General features: G+C 54.8%; 17 protein-coding genes, 1 tRNA gene and 2 rRNA genes. 12 read left to right on the plus strand and 8 right to left on the minus strand.

The annotated features are described in order from the left end of the window. Window positions 1–245: 245 nt before the first annotated feature. Window positions 246–1,286 (plus strand): GGDEF domain-containing protein, encoded by a 1,041-nt coding sequence (locus G565_RS0106440; protein WP_028670197.1) that lies wholly within the window; start codon window positions 246–248, stop codon window positions 1,284–1,286. Window positions 1,287–1,305: 19 nt separating this feature from the next. On the opposite strand, the gene G565_RS0106445 is transcribed toward G565_RS0106440, so the two are convergent. Together G565_RS0106445 and G565_RS0106450 are read right to left on the minus strand one after the other, a co-directional pair. Then, on the minus strand, window positions 1,306–2,634 hold the full coding sequence (locus tag G565_RS0106445; protein WP_028670198.1) for an amidase family protein: 1,329 nt from the start codon (window positions 2,632–2,634) through the stop codon (window positions 1,306–1,308). 49 nt (window positions 2,635–2,683) lie between these two features. Continuing rightward, window positions 2,684–4,180 (minus strand): adenylate/guanylate cyclase domain-containing protein, encoded by a 1,497-nt coding sequence (locus G565_RS0106450; protein WP_084649260.1) that lies wholly within the window; start codon window positions 4,178–4,180, stop codon window positions 2,684–2,686. A gap of 107 nt (window positions 4,181–4,287) precedes the next feature. Here G565_RS0106450 and G565_RS0106455 point away from each other — a divergent pair, with 107 nt between their 5' ends. Continuing rightward, window positions 4,288–4,881, plus strand: coding sequence for a nitroreductase family protein (locus G565_RS0106455; RefSeq protein ID WP_051207479.1), 594 nt, complete (start codon window positions 4,288–4,290; stop codon window positions 4,879–4,881). A 150-nt stretch (window positions 4,882–5,031) separates the two neighbouring features. Continuing rightward, window positions 5,032–5,119, plus strand: a tRNA-Ser gene (locus G565_RS0106460). 299 nt (window positions 5,120–5,418) lie between these two features. On the opposite strand, the gene queF is transcribed toward G565_RS0106460, so the two are convergent. The 3 genes from queF to G565_RS0106475 are packed head-to-tail and all read right to left on the minus strand — an operon-like array spanning window position 5,419 to window position 7,972. Beyond that, window positions 5,419–6,252 (minus strand): NADPH-dependent 7-cyano-7-deazaguanine reductase QueF, encoded by an 834-nt coding sequence (gene queF, locus G565_RS0106465; protein WP_028670201.1) that lies wholly within the window; start codon window positions 6,250–6,252, stop codon window positions 5,419–5,421. Between the two features lie 20 nt (window positions 6,253–6,272). Next, window positions 6,273–7,043, minus strand: a complete 771-nt coding sequence (locus tag G565_RS0106470; RefSeq protein ID WP_028670202.1) for an ABC transporter permease — start codon at window positions 7,041–7,043, stop codon at window positions 6,273–6,275. Continuing rightward, window positions 7,040–7,972: an ABC transporter ATP-binding protein gene (locus G565_RS0106475; protein WP_028670203.1), complete on the minus strand. Its 933-nt coding sequence runs from the start codon at window positions 7,970–7,972 to the stop codon at window positions 7,040–7,042. The genes G565_RS0106470 and G565_RS0106475 overlap by 4 nt, the downstream gene beginning before the upstream one ends. A 173-nt stretch (window positions 7,973–8,145) precedes the next feature. Between G565_RS0106475 and G565_RS0106480 the strand changes: the two genes are divergently transcribed. Both G565_RS0106480 and G565_RS0106485 read left to right on the plus strand, forming a co-directional pair. Beyond that, window positions 8,146–9,033, plus strand: a complete 888-nt coding sequence (locus G565_RS0106480; protein WP_028670204.1) for a TIGR01777 family oxidoreductase — start codon at window positions 8,146–8,148, stop codon at window positions 9,031–9,033. Between the two features lie 91 nt (window positions 9,034–9,124). Beyond that, window positions 9,125–9,736, plus strand: a complete 612-nt coding sequence (locus G565_RS0106485; protein ID WP_028670205.1) for an HAD-IA family hydrolase — start codon at window positions 9,125–9,127, stop codon at window positions 9,734–9,736. 4 nt (window positions 9,737–9,740) lie between these two features. On the opposite strand, the gene G565_RS23240 is transcribed toward G565_RS0106485, so the two are convergent. Next, window positions 9,741–10,760: an asparaginase gene (locus G565_RS23240; protein WP_051207481.1), complete on the minus strand. Its 1,020-nt coding sequence runs from the start codon at window positions 10,758–10,760 to the stop codon at window positions 9,741–9,743. A gap of 146 nt (window positions 10,761–10,906) precedes the next feature. On the opposite strand from G565_RS23240, the gene G565_RS0106495 reads away from it, so the two are divergent. The 7 genes from G565_RS0106495 (at window position 10,907) to G565_RS0106525 (ending at window position 20,328) form a co-directional block, all read left to right on the plus strand. Continuing rightward, the gene (locus tag G565_RS0106495; RefSeq protein WP_028670206.1) at window positions 10,907–11,359 is read left to right on the plus strand and encodes a dCMP deaminase family protein; all 453 of its coding nucleotides are present in this window, start codon (window positions 10,907–10,909) and stop codon (window positions 11,357–11,359) included. A gap of 110 nt (window positions 11,360–11,469) precedes the next feature. Continuing rightward, the gene (locus G565_RS0106500; protein WP_051207483.1) at window positions 11,470–12,441 is read left to right on the plus strand and encodes an ABC transporter substrate-binding protein; all 972 of its coding nucleotides are present in this window, start codon (window positions 11,470–11,472) and stop codon (window positions 12,439–12,441) included. Window positions 12,442–12,883: 442 nt separating this feature from the next. After that, window positions 12,884–13,699, plus strand: coding sequence for a carbohydrate ABC transporter permease (locus tag G565_RS0106505; RefSeq protein ID WP_245584140.1), 816 nt, complete (start codon window positions 12,884–12,886; stop codon window positions 13,697–13,699). Between the two features lie 3 nt (window positions 13,700–13,702). Then, on the plus strand, window positions 13,703–14,554 hold the full coding sequence (locus tag G565_RS0106510) for a carbohydrate ABC transporter permease (RefSeq protein ID WP_028670209.1): 852 nt from the start codon (window positions 13,703–13,705) through the stop codon (window positions 14,552–14,554). Window positions 14,555–14,556: 2 nt separating this feature from the next. Beyond that, window positions 14,557–16,662 (plus strand): alpha-galactosidase, encoded by a 2,106-nt coding sequence (locus G565_RS0106515; RefSeq protein ID WP_037337940.1) that lies wholly within the window; start codon window positions 14,557–14,559, stop codon window positions 16,660–16,662. Window positions 16,663–16,805: 143 nt separating this feature from the next. Beyond that, window positions 16,806–18,023, plus strand: coding sequence for an ABC transporter substrate-binding protein (locus G565_RS0106520; RefSeq protein WP_028670211.1), 1,218 nt, complete (start codon window positions 16,806–16,808; stop codon window positions 18,021–18,023). A 133-nt stretch (window positions 18,024–18,156) separates the two neighbouring features. After that, the gene (locus G565_RS0106525) at window positions 18,157–20,328 is read left to right on the plus strand and encodes a LemA family protein (RefSeq protein WP_028670212.1); all 2,172 of its coding nucleotides are present in this window, start codon (window positions 18,157–18,159) and stop codon (window positions 20,326–20,328) included. Between the two features lie 396 nt (window positions 20,329–20,724). Here the strand turns inward: G565_RS0106525 and rrf are convergent. After that, window positions 20,725–20,840: ribosomal RNA gene (rrf, locus tag G565_RS0106530) — 5S ribosomal RNA — on the minus strand. A gap of 207 nt (window positions 20,841–21,047) precedes the next feature. Then, a 23S ribosomal RNA gene (locus G565_RS0106535) occupies window positions 21,048–21,194 on the minus strand; the annotation flags it as partial.

Raw genomic sequence — 21,194 nt, forward strand, 5'->3', positions numbered from 1 at the left:
AATCCGACCTGACTCCCGCACCGGGATTCAGGCTGTTGCTCCGCCCGCTGACATAAAGCAGGAACAATGATCATAGCTGTAAATCAACGATACCCTGCTCAGTAAAGTCACTGAACTCAAAAACAGCAATAGCGTGACCCAGCGCAAGCCGATTGCTCATTCAGGCCTGATAACGGCCCGGGACATTACCAATTACCCGTTGGGGTGCTATGGTTTATTAAACGAGAGGGCAGGATGTTTCCGGCGTGCGATTGGGCAGTACACCCGAACAAATTGATCTGAAGCGTACACTGGTGTTGATGCGCTTTTTCGCCGTATCGGGCAATCTGATCATGGTCCCTTTTGCGTTGCTGGCTATCTGGCAAGGCATTTGGGTTCGATTCTGGATTCTGCTGCTGGTGATCTGCGTGATCACCACCCTGGTGACTTCAGCCCATGTACGACAGCAGGCCGGTGGAGAGCGGATCGCACTGGCCATTGTTATGTGTCTTTTTGCCCTCTACCTGACAATGTCCGGAGGGCAAGATGGCACCGGTGTCTATTTTTCCTTCACCCTGATCCCCATGATGATCGTTATCGCCGGTTGGCGAACTGGCCAGCTACTGGGAGGTTTTTATAGCCTGGTTGTGATCGCTGCCATCCTAATCGACCTGCCCGGAATGTACCCATACGATATCGATGCCCAGCCACGACTGATCGCCGCAACGCTGTTTATCGTATTGCTGAGCTTACTGATCGAATGGACACATGTGCAATCCTACCTGGCGATCAAACACACGGCCGACATGCACCGCAAGAACTCACTGACTGATCCGTTAACGGGACTGATGAATCGGCTTGGTCTCGAACGGCAATTGCTGAAGTGGAAGCAAAGCGATCAGCACGCCTGTGTCGCCCTGATCGACATTGACCACTTCAAAGCGGTCAACGACCGCTATGGTCACGATGTGGGAGACCGGGTGCTTACGACCTTTGCCAAAGTATTGCGCAATAATCTCAAGGAAACCGACAGCGTCTGCCGCTGGGGCGGCGAGGAATTCGTCCTGGTGCTCATGGGCCTGTCAGAGACTGAGGCACGGCCAATCGTAGACGAACTGCGCAAACTCGTTGCGGGTCGCCGGTTTCAGTTCGACGAAATCAACATTGACTTGCAATTCAGCGCCGGGCTGGCAGCTTTCAAGGGAGTATCTGAATTCAAACGCGCATTGAAGCTCGCCGACCAGCGGGTGTACCAGGCCAAATCCAGCGGACGTAACCGGGTTGTCGCGGGCGACAATGGTGATTGACCTTCGGTTGTACCGGCTCCTATAAAGCCAGTACCGAACGCTTCAGATGTTCATCCTGACCCGCTAAACCCATCAATTGAACACCCATAAACTGGCCCTGCAGGTCCACTCCGGCAGGCACAGTTATCGCAGGGCTATCGAGCAGACTGGCCACCATGCTCAACCTGAGGCAGGCGGTATTGGCGGCCCGGTAGGCGTCATCGTCCAAAAGCAAGGGGCCCAATAGTGGCGCGATGCGAGCAACGGTGGGTGACAACAACACCGCCGAACCCAGCTGCTCAACCAACACCTGCTGCAAATAGCGCCTTTCCCGATAGAGCTGCACCACATCCGCCGGCGATCTGTGTTCGAACGCTAAAATCCGATCCCTGACGCGAGGGTCAAATCGCTCCGCCGGCAGGCTGGCCAATAAATCGCGGTATTCAGCCAGTGCTTCAAAGCCACCCAGCCAGCCCAGCCGGGCCGTTAACTGATGGCATTGCTCGACAACCGGCACTGCCTTGCGCACAACCCTAATCCCCTTGGACTCCAACCGATCGGCATAGGCGCGTGTCGCCGCTCTGACCGACTCTTCCAGACTTTCATCGTCTAATGCCTGTTCATCCAGCACCACCGTCACCTGGTCAGTTACCAGCGCCTGGCGCTGTACCCCGGATTTGCCGCAGAAAACATCATCGACGGCCAGACAATCTTCCAGCGTCCGGGCGATCACACCGGGTGTGTCCAGGCTACGACCCAGGGGAACGACGCCATGCGCCGGATGATGCCCGGTGGTTGGCCGATAAGATACCAAGCCATTAAAGGCCGCCGGTATGCGCAAAGAACCTGCCGTGTCTGTACCTGCGGCAACCGGTATCAACCCCTTGGCGACGGCGACAGCCGAACCACTGCTGGAACCACCCGGCACGCGCTGCTCTCCGTTACCGGGCGTCGCGTCCGGTGTACCGTAATGCGGATTCATGCCCAACCCTGAAAAAGCCAGCTCGGTGAGGTTGGTCTTGCCAACACTGACCAAGCCGGCCTGCCCGGCACGCCTTACGACTTCGGCATCCCTCAGCGCAGGCTCGGTGAACACGCGTCCGCCAGCGGTTGTCACTTCCCCGGCCACGTCGAACAAGTCTTTCCAGGCAATGGGTACACCATCCAACGGGCCCAGGCGACAATCATGATCTCGTCGCCAGGTCGACAGTTCCGCCTCACAAAGCGCGCGTTCACGCAGAACATTCAGATACACTTCAGGGAATTGTTCAGCCTGGCTGAGTGCCTGTTCGGCAAGATCGACCGGGCTCAATTCGCCTCGACCGATGGCTTGCCCCAGTTGCACGGCGGTTGGAAACTGATTGGACATGACAGGACTCCAGAGTCAGGAGACCGGGACACAGCGCCGGCGACTCCGGTCAGGGCGTTAGATTATTGAGTGACTGCTTGACCTTGTCGATGGCCTCCATAATGCGGTCACGATCATAATTACGGACTTTTTCAACGTCCATCGACAACGAAAATCCGTCCAGATCCACCTCAGTATAACTGTGGCGTGCGCCCAGTTCCTTGCGAAAATCGACGACCTGGTAAACCGGTACAGGACGGGAAAACCCCTTGGCGTTGATACGGCCTTTTTCCCGACACAAAATAGTGTCTTTAATCAGTGCATAGGTTTCATAGGAGACCAGAATCTCACCCGGTTCAGCAGACGATTCCAGTCTCGATGCCAGGTTAACCTCTTTACCAAGAATGGTGTAATCCATGCGGGTTTCGGCCCCAAAGTTTCCGACCGTGCAATAGCCACTGTTAATGCCCATACGAATTTCCAGCGGATGCTGAATGCCCTGCGCACGCCAGCGTTGCCGCAATATGCGCATCAGCTTGCGCATTTCGATCGCCATGGATACACAGGCCAGCGCATCTTTGCGCACACCCTTGGATTCAGGATCGCCAAAAAAAACCATAATGGCGTCGCCAATGAACTTGTCGATGGTGCCGCCGTACTTCATCACGACCCGACTCATCTCGGTCAGGTAGGTGTTGATCAGCTCAGTCAGGGCCTCGGCTTCCATCATTTCCGAAATCTCGGAAAACCCTTTAATATCAGAAAAAAACACCACCAGCCGTTTACGCTGGGTTTCCAGCTTCACATCCCGCTTGCCCCGGAAAATCGTCTCCCAGACCTGTGGCGACAAATACTTGGATAGTTTCTGCGACAAACCGCGATATTGCTGACTCTGGCGCTGCAGCTCCTGCCTGGTCATCTTCAGATAGCGCGCTTGCTGGGCGGTATAGTAAGCATTCACACTGACATGCAGTCCCGCACCGAAAGCCGCAATGACATTGGTCAGCACTGTGGTTTCGGTGAACATGGGCTGGGGTTCGATAAAGTACATAACGCCTGCGCCTAGCGCGACGAACAGCAGGCAAAGAACGTAAGACGACGTTCGGCCAACACAGATAAAACTGGCATTGGCCATGATCAGCAAGAGCATGGTGGGAACCAGTGGCGACCCCATGGCAACCAGGATGGCGCCTATAAAAAAGGCGTCAAACAGCATCAGCGTATACCCAACCTGTTTCGGGTAGCGCCGACGCATGGGCAGGCTCATGAAACGAACCAGGGTTGGGTAAAGCAGACAGAATGCAACGATGATCGAAAACTGGTTGGAAATCTGGCCAGCGTACAGAATGCTAACCAGCGTACCCGCGAGAGTCAGATAAATCAGCGAGCGAGAATTGAATTCGGCTGAAATGGGTAGGACCGTAAAATCATCAGTCAGTTCGATGTCAGCAACTGACTGGGCGGCAGCTCCCCTGACTGGCACTTTGTCTTTCGGGTCTGTTGCCCGGCGACCACGAACTGAGGCCGACGGCTTGGATTTGCCATTCTTATTATTGTCAGTGGCCATGTGCCGTTTTTGCATCCAGTAGCTAGCCCAGTGCGCGTGAGGGCTTATGTTAAACGAATCAGACCGGTACGATAACCGAAAATGTGCGTTAAATCACTGAGTGGACCATGACCAAACCCCCTGAATCGACAGTTCCGGCACACCCAACGCTCGCCCTGCTTCAACAGCGGGTTTCCCATCCGCGACTGAACGACCCCGGCCCCACCCAGCCTCAACTGGCCGAGCTGTACGCAGCTGCCCTGCGGGCGCCGGACCATGCCTGGCTGCGTCCCTGGCGTTTTATTGAAGTCAGCGGTGATGACCGCGCTCGACTGGGTGAGTGGATGGCCAGCAGTGCCTTGAGCGACGACCCTGAAATCCCGGACAAAAAGCGCCAAAAGCTGCTCAATAGCCCGATGCGGGCGCCGCTGGTACTGATTGCCTGGGCGAAGATAACCAAGCACCCCAAAGTACCGGCCATCGAGCAGGTACTCGCCACCGGAGCCGCCGTTACCAATCTGATAAACGCCGCCCATGCGCTGGGCATCGGCGCTGTATGGCGCACCGGCGCACCGGCCTACAGCCCGGCACTAAAACAAGCTCTGGGCATGGCGGAACAGGACCACCTCGTCGGCTTTATCTACCTTGGCACTCCGGCGGGTGAAGACAAACCGATACCCGACCTCAACCCAGCCGATTATGTCAGCCAACTACCGGAGTAAATGGCCCCCACGCGTCTGCGTAGCGAACGTGCGCTACGTTGCCTGGCTGATATTGCCTAACTGGTTGTTTTGCCTCAATAACTTGCAAAACAACCCGTCATCCTATAACCTTCGCCGCCGTTGTTTGCCACTGCGCAAACGACCTGTTTTGGTGAGGTGGCCGAGTGGCTGAAGGCGCACGCCTGGAAAGTGTGTATACGGAAACGTATCGAGGGTTCGAATCCCTCTCTCACCGCCAGATACCACAAAAAAGCCCCCGCTCCGCAAGGATCGGGGGCTTTTTTGTGGTATCTGGTTGTGCGAGCGGTGTGGACGAACCCTCCGGTTCGACTGAACGACAGGAGCGTTCAGGGCCGCCAAAGGCGCACGCAGTGCGGGGCACAAGGATGTGCCCCGGCCAATCCCTCCCGGGCTAAATTAAGCCACTAAGTCCACTGCGCTCCGCAAGGATCGGGGGCTTTTTTGTGGTATCTGGTTGTGCGAGCGGTGTGGACGAACCCTCCGGTTCGACTGAACGCCAGGAGCGTTCAGTGTGGACTACTGGCGCACCAGTCGCCGGTTATCCGCGACAAACGCCTCGTCATTTGACCGGTACGGATTGATGTCCAACCCACCACGCCGCACATAACGTGCATAGACGGTTAGTCGCTTACAACCACACTGCTGACTCAGGTCCTGAAAAATCCGTTCAACACATTGCTCATGAAACTCGTTGTGCTGTCGAAATGAAATCAGATATTTCAACAGCGCGTCCCGGTCAATACGAGGTCCGCTGTAGTCTATCACCACGCTGCCCCAGTCCGGCTGACCGGTCACCAGGCAATTGGATTTCAACAAATGACTGTTAAGAACCTCGTCCACCTCCTGGGTTACATCGGCCTGTAGCAACTCGGGACGCGCCTGGTAATGCGTTACCTCGATATCGAGTTCATCCAGGCAGTCACCCGCCAAGGTAGTAATATCAGCGCTATGACCCATCTGACTGAGCGGTACCAGCGTTACCCGAACGGAGGCACCTGCTGCGGCCGACAAATCACGTTCCAGCACGGCCGCCACGGCACGAACGCTATCAAACCGGGTCTGGTTCAATGAATTCAAATACAGCTTGAATGACTTCGATTCGATCAAACAGGGCGAATTGGCCGGAATGAAGACTTCTCCCATGGCTACCACCGGCTTACCCCGGGGATTCAACCAGGATAATTCGTAGGCATTCCACACATCCACACCCTGAAAGGGCAGCGCCCGACCGTCGACGCCGATCTCATCGCGTTTTTCCTGGCGCTCAATTGGGAACAATAGCCCGGCATCGTAGTGATCGATATAGGCACTGGTTTTACCCAGCGGAGAAGCTTCAGGGGTGGTGGCCATAGTCAGACTCCCGAGTCAGATCAGCTGCGCAAACCGCGGCCGGTGTGCAACAAATACAGCGCCCAACTCATCAGTAAACCGGTGAACATAAGCAGCATGCCATAAGCAGCCAGCACAGGGATATCGCTGTGTCCAATGATGCCATAGCGGAAGGTATTTACCATGTACAAAATAGGGTTCAGCTTACTGACCCACTGCCACACTTCCGGCAATAAGGATACCGAATAAAACACCCCACCGAGGTAAGTCAGGGGCGTCAGAATAAAGGTCGGCACAATGGTAACGTCGTCAAATTTGGTGGCGAAAATGGCGTTGATCAGTCCGGCGGTTGCAAACACTACGGCGGTCAGCAATATCACACTGAGCGTTACAAAGGCATTATGCACCTGAAGGTCCGTAAACCACAGACTCAGCACGGTCACGATCAGACCGCAAGCCAACCCGCGGGTGACACCACCGACCACAAAGCCGAGCAAGATGATCCAATTCGGCACGGGCGACACCATCAGTTCTTCGATCGATTTCTGAAACTTATTGGAAAAGAAACTCGAACTGACGTTGCCATAACTATTGGTGATCACGGTCATCATGATCAGGCCCGGAACGATAAACTGCATGTAATCGTAGCCATCCATCGTGCCGATGCGACTGCCGATCAGATTGCCAAAGATAATGAAGTACAGCACCATCGTAATGGCTGGGGGAAGCAAGGTTTGCATCCAGATGCGCATAAAACGGCGCACTTCTTTATACACAATGGCAGAAAAAGCGACCCAGTAAGGATGATTCACGCGTCGGCCTCCTGTTTACTGTTGGTGGTCAGGTCGACGAACAGCTCTTCGAGGCGGTTGGTCTTGGGTCTGATGCTGGTTACCTCCAGCCCCTTGGCTTGAAGTAAGGCAAATACCTCGTTCAGGGTCTGCTCGCGAGTCAGATCAAACTCGATACTGTGTTCATCCACCAAACGGCTGTTGAAACCTTCAAGCTCAGGGGCGATGGTCAGGGTGCCCCGGACATCCACTACATAGGTCGAACGCTGCTTGCCTTTAAGCAGCGTTTTCGTCGGTGCCTGGGCCACAATTTCGCCGTTATCAATGATGGCGATGTTACGGCACAGGCTCTCAGCCTCTTCCAGATAATGCGTGGTCAGAATGATGGTGGTGCCTTGCTTGTTGATGCGTTTCAGAAAGGCCCACATCGAACGGCGTATTTCGATATCCACGCCAGCAGTCGGCTCATCCAGAATCAACATGCGTGGTTCATGCACCAGCGCTCTGGCGATCATCAGCCTGCGCTTCATACCGCCCGACAGCATGCGCGCCGGAACATCACGCTTATCCCACAGATCCAGTTGTTTGAGGTAGGTCTCAGACCTCGCCTCGGCCAGTTTGCGCTTCAGTCCGTAGTAACCGGCTTGCTGAACGATGATGTCCTGAACTTTTTCAAAGGAATTGAAATTGAATTCCTGTGGTACCACACCGAGGCTGCGCTTAACGGCTTCGCGCTGCGTATCAAGGTCATAGCCGCAGACAAATACTTTGCCCTCGCCCTTGTTGACCAGCGAGGACACAATCCCCAGTGTTGTGGATTTTCCGGCCCCATTGGGACCCAGCAGGGCAAAGAAATCACCCTCTTCAACGCTCAGATCAATGCCTTTAAGGGCGACAAAACCATTGTCATAGACCTTTCGAAGCTGTTGGATTTCAAGCGCTTTGGTCATGGAAGTCCTGTTTTGGTAGTCAGTAAAGGCGCTATGCGCAAATCATCGGCAGGGTTAACACCGACGTGGCATGGCGACTGAAACTTTGCTGCTATGCTGATCGGTCAGACAAACTGACCGGGAATACCGTGCGTATAAGTGGTTACTAAAGTCATTATTTCAATGGAGCGAACATGAAAGTCCTGATTACCGGCGTCACCGGCTTGCTAGGCTCACAACTTGCCCGGCATTATTCTCAGTTAGGCCATGAGGTTTGGGGGCTGATACATCGCACACACCCTCAGCCCGAGTTGGCTCGCCATATTACCCCGGTTCACACGCCCAATGAACTGAGTGGCAACTTTGAATTGGCTATTAACCTTGCCGGCGCCAGCATTGCCGGTGGTCGGTGGACGGCTCAGCGCAAACGGGCATTGCGGGATTCTCGCATCGGCGTCACCCAGGATTTGCTCGCCCAGGTGACCCGTGAAAAATATCACATAGATCATCTGATCAGTGGTTCCGCAATAGGTTACTACGGTTCCACCACTGAGACGGTCACCGAGCAGTCCCCAGCCGGAACCGATTTTTCCGCCCAAATGGTGGCAGACTGGGAAGCCTGTGCGCTGGCAGGTCAAACCGCGATTAAAAAGATCACCCTGGTGAGAACCGGGCTGGTTCTCAGCAATCGGGGCGGTTTACTGAAGCAACTGGCTTTGCCGGCGCGTCTGGGCTTGGCAGCCAGGTTGGGCCATGGCAACCAGGGCCAATCCTGGATTCACGAAACGGATTGGGTTAACGCAATCACCTGGTTACACGAACAGGGCCTCACCGGTCCTGTCAATCTGACCGCGCCCGGTCCGGTTTCGCAGAATACCTTCAGTCGAGCTCTGGCCAATCAGCTGCATAGACCCTACTGGCTTAAAGTACCGGCTACGCCAGTCCGCTGGGGGATGGGCGAACTGGCTGACCTGGTTCTTAACGGCCAGTGGGTCGTCCCGAGCCGGCTAAAAGAGGAAGGTTTCACCTTCGCATTTCCGGATCTGGAATCGGCACTGAGGGACCTCCTCGGCGAGCGCTGATTAGCGCTCCAATTTCCCGTATACTCCCGGCTTTTACCAGTCTGTTTCCCCATTTAGTGATTGGGTATCCGGACACTGCTAGGACAACCGAATGTTTGACGTGACACCGTTTTGCGGCCTTGTTTTTGATATGGACGGCACCCTGGTTGAAAGCGGGCCTTTGCACGAAATCGCCTGGCGAGAGACGCTGTCTAAATACGCCTTACCCGTTGATGCACGGCTAATGAACAGCCTGGCAGGCGTTCCTACCCGGGAAACGCTGGAACGGGTGTCGATAGAAACCGGGCGCCCGCTGATCGCGCCCCTGGACGAGATGAATGCGTTCAAGGAAGCGTTAGTGGCAGAGCTGGCGCCTCGATATGTCAAGCCAACGGCGTTAGCCGACCTGGCTCGCCAGTACCAGGGGCGCCTGCCCATGGCTGTGGGAACGGGCGCCTACACGGCAGAAGCCCGGGTTATTCTTCAGCATTGCGGCCTTTTATCGCTCTTCGACATCGTTATCGGCGCTGACCAGGTAAGCCACCCCAAACCAGCGCCCGACACCTTTCTGGCTTGTGCCAGCCACATGGGTTGCGCACCCGTTGAGTGCGTGGTCTTCGAAGATGCCGACCTCGGCCTCGAAGCCGCCCGAGCGGCAGGCATGAGGGCCGTCGACGTACGTATTGAATTTCAGTTCATTAACGACTATTTCCTGACTGGCTAAATAGTCAGCCGCGCCGTGACAGCGGCGACAAACTGGAAAAGCTGCTATCGACCGGCCGCCAATAGCCTGTCAGGCGCTGATTCCAGTTGCGAATTTCCGGGGACATCCACTTCTGATTAACGGGCAGTCCCAGCCGACTGAGAATTGCCGTCAATGCAGTCTCCGCTGCCGCAGCGGAGCCGCTATCCATTTTTAGCGCGATACCCGCAGTTAGCTCCGGAATTGCTGCGATATACACCCCTTCTGCACCAACCTTGAGAAACGCCCGGTCGTTCAGGTCTGCCATGACTTCAGTGCAATAGCGGTCGGTGCCTGCCACCATCATTGGCTCACTGACAACGGCATCATAGAGCTGCAAGGCGGCTTGCTGATACATGCCCGGCAGTTGCTCCGGATCCCCAAAGCGGGCGAACCCCAGAGCCAGATTTTTCAATGGCATGGCCCAGGTTGGTGCGCTGCAGCCGTCCGGTGCTATCGGCGCGCCCTCCAAGCGGGTATCGCAGCAGGTTTCAATGCATTCGCGAATGGCCACCTGCACCGGGTGATCCACTTCGATGTAACCCTGGGTTTCCCAGTCCATATGGCGAGCCAGTGCCAGCATACCCACGTGCTTTCCAGAGCAGTTATTGTGTCGAGCTCCGGGTTTCTGCCGCTGCCAGGCCAGATCAATCAGCGCCTGCTGCTGCATTGGCCAGTGCACGCCACACTCCAGCGCCGGTTCGGTCAGCTGCAGTTTTTCCAGCATCGCCAGAGCCGTCTCAACGTGAATCATTTCACCGTTGTGAGAAGCACAGGTCAGCGCAAGCTCGGCTGGTGTAAACCCAAAGGCCCTGGCCGCACCGCTGGCAACCATCGGCAATGCCTGAAATGCTTTAATCGCAGAACGCGGATACGTCAGCGCATTGACATCGCCCACCGACCACAGCGTTTCACCGCTGCTGCGCACAATAACCGCTCGACCTCGATGGGTACTCTCAATAGCTTCACCACGAACCACTTCGACCAATACTGGGTTGGCTGACATCAATTCAAACTCCGAAAAAAACAGACTACGTAGGGGCACAATAGCAAAAATCGGTAACGGCGAGTACGCCTAAGCGGTTCAGGCGGGACAGCGCCTTGCCTCACCGGTAGACTGACGTAACATCCTAACCAGGCAAGGGGTAATGTATGGCGAGCAAATGGGCACAGCGGTTCTTTCAAATGGCGGAGTTGGTGGGCTCGTGGAGCAAGGATCCGTCTACTCAGGTGGGTGCAGTCATCACTCAGGGCAACCGGGTGGTATCGCTGGGTTTTAATGGCTACCCGCACGGTGTATCAGATCGTGCTGATACTGATGATCGTGAGATGAAGTATGCCAAAACCATCCATGCTGAAGAAAACGCCATTCTCTTTGCAAAACGGGACCTGGCCAACTGCGAAATATGGGTAACCCACTTCCCTTGCCCCAATTGCGCCGCCAAAATCATTCAAACCGGCATAACCATGGTGCACTGCCCGGTCCAGACCGAAGATTTCCTGTCGCGGTGGGGGGAGAAAATCATCATCAGTGAATCCATGTTTGAAGAAGCCGGTGTTCAGGTACACTGGGTTAAAGAACCGCTCCCCGGACAGTCAGCATGACAACCTCCTACCAATAACCGAGGTTCGCCCGGCAGCGACTTCGTTATGCTCAGGCTCCCCCGTCAGAACTCCCTTGTTCTGCGGCACAACAAAAACAATGGGAGCCAAACATGATTCGAACCGTTTACCTGGCACTTCTGTGGCTAGCTTGCACGCCGTCGTGGGCGGCGACCGTTCTGGTGATTGAGAGCTACCACCCTGAATACCCCTGGGATGCAGATTACCTGAAGGCAATAGATGAAGTCCTGGGCGGTGCCCATACCATCAACACCCTTTATCTTGACACCAAACGGCTGCCTCCTGCTCAGTTCGATAGCCAGGCTGACAAGCTGACCGAACAAACCCTGGCACTGGCCCCGGACGTTATCCTGATGGGTGACGACAACGCACTCGCCTACATGGGCCCTCGCCTGAAGCAAGCAAACATTCCTATCGTGTTTTTTGGCGTTAATGGCACTCCCGCGCAATACGGCCTGGGTGATATGGAGATGCTGACCGGTGTGCTCGAACGCCCTTTGTTTCGCCAGACGGTGCGTCACCTGCGCAAGGTTCTAACTCAAAAAGACCGCTTCCTGGTGCTCATGGACGATTCCGAAACCATGCGTAACGCCGTGAATGAAGCCTGGGGCGACAGCCGCCAGATAGACATTCAGGGCAGCCAACTCGACCTGTTACTGACCAATGAAGCCGAACGCTGGCAGGAGGCCATTCGCACGGCCCATCTAACCTACGATGCGGTCATTTTTGGTACTCACCACACCCTTCGCTACCGTGATCAGCGTTACGCCGAACCCGACGACCTGATGGCACTGGCCTACCGGGAGTCCCGGATTCCCCTGTTTGCCTTCTGGGACTTTTTTGTCGGCGAGGGCATGACAGCGGGTGGCTATGTGCTGTCAGGCTACGATCAGGGGAAAACCGCGGCCCGAATGGCCGACCTGATTCTTCGAGACATTCACCCGAGCAGTATTCCTATCATTCAGGGCGAAGCCGGCAACTACCTCTACAGCCGCTCTGGCATGGAACGCTGGAACGTTCGGCTCTCGACCCTGACGGCAACACAGACAACCTTTATTGACTGACACATGACTGTTTGATGGTGCCAACCATGATGACGCCAAAGCCCCTTTAAACCGCCAAAACAGGCTCTCGCACCGAGGGCCTGCATTACCCTCTGACGCTCTAACTCAGGGCAAACAACAGCCATTACTCAAGTTTAATCTTCATCGCTAAACCGACAAAAGGCCCACCCAAGAAAACGATTTCAGCCACACACCGTTATTTCCATTCCCCCGCCATACCGGGCTCTCAGCCATTCAACCCGTTGCCGGGCACTTTCTTTGAAAATTTTCTTGAAAACGTTACCAAGCGTGCTCATACTCTCTATCAATCTAGAATTAAAAGCGTCGATCACAGTCGCTAAAAATAACCATAAGAATGTAAACGAGGTATTTGCACGTGCAGGAGACATCTGGTCAAAGCAGATGGCATGCACTGACACCATGGCTGTTTATGTTACCAGCCATGTTGCTGTTCGCTGTTTATGTCATCATCCCAATTTTCCAAAGTATCTGGATCAGTTTCTTCGACTGGGACGGTATTGGCGATAAAGTATTCATCGGTTTCGGCAACTATGCGGAGCTCTTGGAAGACCCTCAGTTCTGGACATCGCTGTGGAACAACGTCCTCTGGTTAATCTTCTACATGCTGGCTGTTCCCATCGGATTGGGTGTCGCCCTGTTTCTGAACCAGCAAGTGTTGGGTATTCGGGCGGTTAAGTCTCTTTTCTTCTTTCCGTTTGTCATCTCCCAGGTCATCGTCGGCGTTGTTTTCTCCTGGTTCTACGACCCCAGTTCCGGCCTGCTGCAGGACATCATTGGAGTTTTCGGCTTCGAACCCCTGCCAATTCTGGCCAGTGAATCCATGGCAACCTACGGCATCATTGCAGCCGGTCTCTGGCCCCAGATCGCCTATACCATGATTCTGTACCTGACCGGTCTCAACAATCTCAGCCCGGATCAAATAGAAGCGGCCCGAATGGATGGCGCCCACGGCTGGAGCATGCTTTGGAAAGTCATCATTCCACAATTGCGCCCGGCGACGTTCATCGCTGTGGTCGTAACCGTCATCGGCGCGCTGCGCTCATTCGACCTGGTCGCCACCATGACCGGCGGCGGCCCCTACGGCAGTACATCGGTGCTCGCTTTTTTCATGTATGAACAATCCATCTTCAGCTATCGCATGGGCTATGGCGCTGCCATTGCCACCGTCCTGTTCCTGCTGATGCTGTTGTACATCGCATTTTTCCTGTGGCGCATGCTGCGTGCGGAACGAGGATAAGACATGTTTCCGACTCCCATACAACAAACGTCTCGCCTAACTCAGATAAGCTATAAGGTTGCGCTACCTCTGACGATCCTGATATGGCTACTCCCCCTGGCCGCAATCATGATGACCTCCGTGCGCTCTATTGCCGATATCAACGCAGGCAACTATTGGGGCTGGCCAGAACAGTGGATGCTCATTGAAAATTACACGGAAGTGTTCGCCCGAACCAACATGGGCCGCTACCTGCTAAACAGTGTGCTGGTCACGGTGCCTGTGATGATTTTTTCGGTTGGGCTGGCGACCATGGCTGGCTTCGCGCTTGCCAAGTACAAGTTTACCGGCCGGATCGCCATCTTCGCGGTCTTTATCGGTGGCAACTTTGTGCCGTTTCAGATTCTGATGATTCCGGTTCGCGACCTGACCATTCAAACCGGCCTCTATGACACCATCTGGGCCCTGATCATCTTCCATACCGCCTTTCAGACCGGTTTCTGTACCTTGTTCATGCGCAACTTCATTGTCGGTTTGCCCGATGAGTTATTCGAGTCATGTCGCCTGGAAGGTGCCAGTGAATGGCAGATTTTTACCAAGATTGTTTTGCCTCTGGTGCGGCCTGCACTCGCCGCCCTGTCAGTGTTGATCTTCACCTTTATCTGGAACGATTATTTCTGGGCACTGGTGCTCGTCCAAAGCGATGAAGTGAGACCCATTACCGCAGGCATCAGCGCCCTGCGCGGTCAATGGCTGGCTTCATGGCAACTGATTTCGGCAGGGTCCATTGTGGCCGCACTTCCGCCAGTTATTCTGTTCTTCGCCATGCAGCGTCACTTCATCGCCGGCCTGACACTGGGGGCGACCAAGGGGTAATCATGACGGTTTATGCATTGCATTCACACAGCTCAACCCTGCTGATCGAGGCGCTGCCCGACGCGGCGCCTGCAGTTCGCTACTGGGGGAGCAGACTGCAGCAGTCCCCCGACCCAATACTTTGGGAACCCGCGCTGCCGCAGGCCGGTTTGGATGAAATTCGGCCATTGAGCATTGCGCCGACCCTGGCGGACGGCACCTTTCTTGAGCCCGCTTTACGTTCGCACCAAAACGGACAGGGCTGGGCAGAGCAATGGCAATTGGCCGCTACCCAGGCAACAGACACTGACCTGGTGTTTGAGCTGGTGAGCCTGTCGGGTTTGATCCGACTGCACTGGCACGTCACCTTGGATGCCGCCACGGATGTTCTGGCTATTAACACTCAGGTGACCAATCTGAGTGAGGCGGAGCTGTCACTTGAGCAATGGCTGACGACTCTGCCTTTACCCCGCGAGCACACCGATGTATTGACGTTCACCGGTCGCTGGGTCAATGAATTTCAGCCGAGACGACAGTCGCTGCCCATCGGGGCCCTGGAATTGACCAATCTTAAAGGTCGAACGTCCCACGACCATTTCCCGGGGCTGCTTACCGGCACAGCGGGCTTTGGAGCAAATCACGGGGATGTGTGCGCTTTTCATTTAGGCTGGAGCGGAAACCACCGCCAGCGAGTAGAACGAAATCAACAGGGTCTGACTCAGTTCCAGGCTGGCGCTCATCTCTTGCCAGGAGAGGTACGTCTGGCACCAGGGGCACACTTTACGGCCCCGGTGCTTTATGCCACGCGATCATCTGCCGGATTCAATGGCATCGCCAGAAATTTCCAGCAATTTGTCCGCCAAAATCTCATGACCTGGCCAAACGAGGGCCCTCGCCCCGTTCATATTAACACCTGGGAAGCCATCTATTTTGATCACACCCAGGAGGCGCTGGACAACCTGGCCGAGGCAGCGGCAGCAGTGGGTGCAGAACGGTATGTGCTGGATGATGGCTGGTTCCAGGGGCGCCGTGATGACAGTGCCGGGCTCGGAGACTGGACCGTCGATGAAAGCCTGTACCCGGAAAAATTACACCCACTGGCAGCAACGCTGAAACGCACCGGGCTGGAGTTCGGGCTCTGGGTCGAGCCCGAAATGGTGAACCCGGATTCAAACCTCTATCGGCAACACCCGGACTGGGTGCTGGCAATTGCTGGTCAACATCAACCACTGGCCCGCCAGCAGCGCATTCTGGACCTTACCCGCGAGGACGTTCAGACCTACCTATTTGATCATTTGAATGCCCTGCTTAACGAGTACCCCATCCGATACCTCAAGTGGGACATGAATCGAGATTTGGTACAGGCCGCTGACGCCCGGGGGCTGGCCGCTACCTTTCGTCAAACCAAAGCACTGTACGCTTTGCTGGCGAAGTTGCGCGAGGCGCACCCTCGCGTCGAAATCGAGTCTTGCGCCTCCGGCGGAGCGCGCATGGACTATGGCATCTTGAAACACACGCACCGTTTCTGGCTCAGCGACTGCAACGACGCTCATGAACGTCAGCGCATGCAGCAATGGGCCGCTTTGTTCTTTCCTGCTGAAGTGCTGGGGAGCCACATTGGCCCTGCACACAGTCATACCACAGGGCGACAACACACCACGACCGTTCGGGCGGGGACTGCACTGTTCGGTCACATGGGTATCGAATGGGATGTTCGCCAGTTGAATGACAACGACAGGCAAGCGCTGACCGACGCCATCGCGATGCACAAAACCTGGAGAGCTGTCATTCATGGAGGTATCCGCCAGTCACTTGAGCCGGTAGATCCGAACCAGATTGCCTTCCAGGTCAGCGCTGAACCACATCATCTGATCAGCGTATTTCAGCAGGATATGCCGGAACTGTCGGTGCCCGGTTCGCTCAAAATTCCCGGACTGAAGCTCGGCACACACTACAGCGTATCGGTTCTTTTGCAGTCGGAAAAAACCGGTCACCTAATGAAAGTGGTTCCGGCCTGGATGACGCGGGAAAATGTACAACTAACCGGTGAAAGTCTGGCTACTCTGGGCTTGCCACTGCCCGTGATGGACCCCGACAGTCTGCTGGTGCTGGCGCTGACCGAAGGTTAGATGAACAGATTTGATGCGCTGACCTCAGTCAGCGACGCAAAAGAAAGCGCGCAAGCGCGAAGAACCGTGATACCGGCCTACCGTTATCACATTGAAATGGGGCTCGCCCCAGATGTATCACAACAAAAAAGAAGGACGAGGCTATGAAACTGAAAACCTTACTGACAGCCAGTGCCATCGGTGCCTTATTGATGAGCCAGGCCAGTGCAGGCACGCTTGTCATTAACTCAAACCAGTCTGACCCGGCTCCGAAAGCCGCATGGGGAGAAATCATTGCCGATTTTGAAGCGGCAAACCCCGATATTGAAGTGCGCATGAATGAATACGACCACGAAGGCTACAAGAGCGCCATTCGTAACTGGCTGGTGACGTCACCACCCGATATCGTGTTCTGGTTCGCGGGTAACCGGATGAAGTACTTTGTAGACAGGGGTCTGCTTGAACCTGTCACTGATGTCTGGTCCGACAACAACATGAGCGCCAACTTCAGGTCAACCAGGGCATCCATGACGGTTGATGGTGAACAGTACGGTGTACCAGCGACTTATTATCAATGGGGTATTTACTACAACGCCGATATCTTTAATGAGCTGGGGCTGAGTGAACCACAAACCTGGGACGAGTTCATGACCGTCAACCAGACTCTCAAGGATAGTGGATACACGCCCATCACCATCGGCACCAAGTTTCTCTGGACCGCCGCTGGCTGGTTTGATTACCTCAACCTGCGCACCAACGGACTGGACTTTCACATCGACCTGATGGACGGAAAGATTCCGTATACCGACGACCGTGTCCGTGCGACGTTCGAGAACTGGCGTCAGTTGATCGATGGCGGGTATTTCCTGGAAAATCATGCATCTTATAGCTGGCAGGAAGCTCAGGCTCCCTTGCTTAATGGTGAAGCAGGCATGTACCTGATGGGCAACTTCCTGACGCCCAGCTTCCCAGAGGGGTCAAACTTTGATTTCTTCCAGTTCCCTCAAATTGATCCGAACGTCGGCATGTATGAAGATGCACCGACCGATACCGTGCACATTCCTGCTCGGGCCAGCAATAAAGAAGATGCCAAGCGCTTCCTGGCTTATGTCGCTCAAACAGACGTGCAAACCAAGCTGAACCTGGGTCTGAACCAGTTGCCACCTAACGCCAGCGCAGAAGCCGGTGATAATACCTTCTTGCAACAAGGCCTGGACATGTTGTCTGCTGCAGACGGTACCGCCCAGTTCTACGATCGTGATACTGATCCGGCCATGGCGGCTGAAGGCATGAAAGGTTTCCAGGAGTTCATGGTTAACCCGGATCGACTGGATGCCATTCTGACCAACCTGGAAAGGGTACGTCAGCGCGTCTTCCGTTAAGATCTTTTACCGTTCCATCTTAAGGCGACCAGCGGGTCGCCTTTTTTGTGTCTCACTTTGGCCTTCATGACTTTGAATTCACCACGCCAACTGCCTTACTATGGTTTGCTAACCACTAAGACAGGGAAGAACAATGGGTTATTGGCTGAAACGATTGCTGACTGTGGTGTTGGGCGCAATCAGCCTGATACTGGCAACACTGTGCTTTAACTGGGGCTTCACCACACTGAGCGAATCGCGGCAGATGGAACGACTGCCAATGACACCTGTGAATGCCCTGGCCGGCGGCCCCTATGCCGTTTCGGGTACCATCCAGCGAGATGGCAACGTGTTAACCGCCCCCTACTCAAAACAGCCAGCCTTGTATGTACGCTACCTGCTTGAGGAAGAGTACCATGATTCCGACGGTGACCTGCGCACCCGAACACTCGACAGTGGTCAGCGCAGCACTCGCTTCCGGCTTAGCGACAATTCCGGCACCTTAGCTGTTAACCCGACCCTATCAACCAGCAGCATAGACTGGGCCGTTAGCCGAACGTACCGTAAACGCCAGGGGGATCTGATCTATTCCGAATGGACTCTCAGCGAAGGACAAACGGTTGAACTATTGGGTCGTGTTCAACCGGGCAGTCGGACTTTCGTTTTCAACAACCTGGACGTCAATCTGCCGCCAATCGTCACCGACTCCAGCTTGCAGGCCGCCGGCGGTAGGAGCTTGTTGCGCGCTGCTTTGATTATTTCTCTGGCTGCAGGCTTGGTTTCTTTGGGCGTTGCACTATTGCTCATTGGACTGGGGGTGCACCGGTTCATTCTGTATGTAAGCGCCATGACGCTGATCATGACCGCTTACTTCTGGGGGCAAGGTGTCTACCAACTGGAGCGGGACTGGCAAAGAGCCGCCAGCCTATACCAGATGCGACTCACAGCGATAGATCCAGAGCCTACCCTGGAACAGCGAACCGACTTGCTCGCCATGCAATTACTCATCACCCGGGGTGCACAACCCTGGCCTGATCGACTCTTTTTTGAACGATTGGCGGGGGATTACTTTCCCACACCAGAAGGCATAGATCCCCAAGCGCGACAAATAGCGGTGAACCAAATCGCCTTGCAACCCAGTAACCGGTTCGATAATACCTGGGTGGCGATACTGGGAGGCAGTGGCGGTGCCTTGCTGTCAATTCTGCTTTTGTGGTTGGGCGTCAGGCGCATCAAACTGAAACGAATGATCGAACACCTTCCCACCACTGCAACTACTGGCCTAAGCTATGGACTCTCGGAACTTAAAGGCACCATAGACCTAAACACAGAGCCACTGACGTCGAAATTGACCGGTAACCCGTGCATTGCTTTTCACTACCTTGAACAGGAGAAGCGAGGCTCGGGCAAAAAATCCCGCTGGGTTACACTGGAAGAAATTGACCAGCGCATACCATTTGAACTGAAAGACGAAACTGGCAATACCTGGATCTATCCAGAAAAGGCAACGCTGCACTACGCTGAAAAAACAACAAATCGCCAGGGTCGTCGACGTTTTACTGAATCCTGGATACCACCCGACGATGAACTCTATTGTCTGGGTTTTGCGGGTCTGGACATAGCTCGTCCGGATCGTCTCGCACTTCAGCATGAAGAAGATCAGCCCTTTATCCTGAGCACTCTGGATGAACAGAAGCTCATACAGCGCAAGGGAGCCCAGGGCTTTCTGTTAACCTCGGTCAGCCTCGGCTTTTTACTTGGTGCAATGTTGGTCTTGCTGGCCTACACAGGCTCTCTGACGCCAGCAGATCTGCTTCTGGCCGCGCTGCTAACCCCGGTGTTCCTCTTTCTGTATACGATGATTCTCCATTACAACGACATTATTTTTCTACGCAACCGATGTGACAAAGCAAAAGCTGACATCCAAACCGTATTACAAAGAAGGTTCGACCTGATTCCTCGTCTTAACCAAGTGCTTCAAGGGTACCTTCAGCATGAGCAGGCGCTACAGACAGCCCTTACCGAGGCAAGAACAGCCAGCCCGAGACTGGACGACCATCCGGAACAGATTGACCGGCATTCCAGTCAGTTACGGACTTTAGGAAAGCTGATATCAGCCCGTGTCGAAGCTTATCCTGAGCTAAAGGGTAACAGCCTGATCACGGAGTTCATGGAACAGCTGGAAGCCACGGAAAATTATTTGTCACTGTTGCGCAATGGCTATAACGACGCCGTAGAGCTATATAATACCCGTATTCAATCGTTCCCGGACGTAATTTTGGCCAAGGTATTCGGGTTTAAGGGGAAAGGGTTGTTTGAGACGTGACCGGCCGGATTATCACCTGACGAACGAAAGCCACAGGCATTAAAAAATCGAGGCGTCGAACCGCCCATACCATTGCTGGTCTGGGGGGCACTGAAAGCTTGACGATAACTGGTCCGCACACGGCGGCCGGCGCTACGGTCGGTCCGACGCTTCGGCTCTCATGAGAATCCCGGAGCGCCGGCCGGATCATCGTCTGACGAACCGAAGCCTCAGACATAAAAAAAACCCAGACCTTCTCTGGCCTGGGGTTGGTATTAAAAGCTTGACGATGACCCGGGCGGCGCTCCGCTACTCTTATATGGGGCGGTCCGACGATTCGGGACCCCACATAAAAAGCGGGTCCCCCCATGCATAAAAAAACCCCAGACCATCTCTGGCCTGGGGTTGGTATTAAAAGCTTGACGATGACCTACTCTCACATGGGGAGACCCCACACTACCATCGGCGAGGCTGCGTTTCACTTCTGAGTTCGGCAAGGGATCAGGTGGTTCCACAGCTCTATCGTCGTCAAGCAAACTGGTTGGCGGCTGTTGTATGGCCGGTATCGATAACCGGTCGTAACAGCGCACCGAATGCGCTCTAATCAAGTCTGGTGCTTCTCAAAAATGCGGTTCTTCAGGACCAAGCGTGTCCGTACTCTCTTTCACTGCCAACCAGCCGTTTGCTGGTCTTCAGCGTCGTATCGATCCGTCGGCGACCCAACACCTCTTGGGCGTTATATGGCCAAGCCGCACGGGCAATTAGTACAGGTTAGCTCAACGCCTCGCAGCGCTTACACACCCTGCCTATCAACCAGGTAGTCTTCCTGGGCCCTTTAGGAGACTCGAAGTCTCAGGGAAAACTCATCTTGAAGGGGGCTTCCCGCT

The organism is Saccharospirillum impatiens DSM 12546, from assembly GCF_000423605.1.
GTDB lineage: Bacteria > Pseudomonadota > Gammaproteobacteria > Pseudomonadales > Natronospirillaceae > Saccharospirillum > Saccharospirillum impatiens.

Coding starts and splice junctions, on each gene's coding strand:
- G565_RS0106445 (WP_028670198.1), bottom strand. CDS start 2,634: ATGTCCAATCAGTTTCCAACCGCCGTGCAACTGGGGCAAGCCATCGGT.
- G565_RS0106450 (WP_084649260.1), bottom strand. CDS start 4,180: ATGGCCACTGACAATAATAAGAATGGCAAATCCAAGCCGTCGGCCTCA.
- G565_RS0106455 (WP_051207479.1), top strand. CDS start 4,288: ATGACCAAACCCCCTGAATCGACAGTTCCGGCACACCCAACGCTCGCC.
- queF (WP_028670201.1), bottom strand. CDS start 6,252: ATGGCCACCACCCCTGAAGCTTCTCCGCTGGGTAAAACCAGTGCCTAT.
- G565_RS0106475 (WP_028670203.1), bottom strand. CDS start 7,972: ATGACCAAAGCGCTTGAAATCCAACAGCTTCGAAAGGTCTATGACAAT.
- G565_RS0106480 (WP_028670204.1), top strand. CDS start 8,146: ATGAAAGTCCTGATTACCGGCGTCACCGGCTTGCTAGGCTCACAACTT.
- G565_RS0106485 (WP_028670205.1), top strand. CDS start 9,125: ATGTTTGACGTGACACCGTTTTGCGGCCTTGTTTTTGATATGGACGGC.
- G565_RS23240 (WP_051207481.1), bottom strand. CDS start 10,760: ATGTCAGCCAACCCAGTATTGGTCGAAGTGGTTCGTGGTGAAGCTATT.
- G565_RS0106495 (WP_028670206.1), top strand. CDS start 10,907: ATGGCGAGCAAATGGGCACAGCGGTTCTTTCAAATGGCGGAGTTGGTG.
- G565_RS0106500 (WP_051207483.1), top strand. CDS start 11,470: ATGATTCGAACCGTTTACCTGGCACTTCTGTGGCTAGCTTGCACGCCG.
- G565_RS0106505 (WP_245584140.1), top strand. CDS start 12,884: ATGTTGCTGTTCGCTGTTTATGTCATCATCCCAATTTTCCAAAGTATC.
- G565_RS0106510 (WP_028670209.1), top strand. CDS start 13,703: ATGTTTCCGACTCCCATACAACAAACGTCTCGCCTAACTCAGATAAGC.
- G565_RS0106515 (WP_037337940.1), top strand. CDS start 14,557: ATGACGGTTTATGCATTGCATTCACACAGCTCAACCCTGCTGATCGAG.
- G565_RS0106520 (WP_028670211.1), top strand. CDS start 16,806: ATGAAACTGAAAACCTTACTGACAGCCAGTGCCATCGGTGCCTTATTG.
- G565_RS0106525 (WP_028670212.1), top strand. CDS start 18,157: ATGGGTTATTGGCTGAAACGATTGCTGACTGTGGTGTTGGGCGCAATC.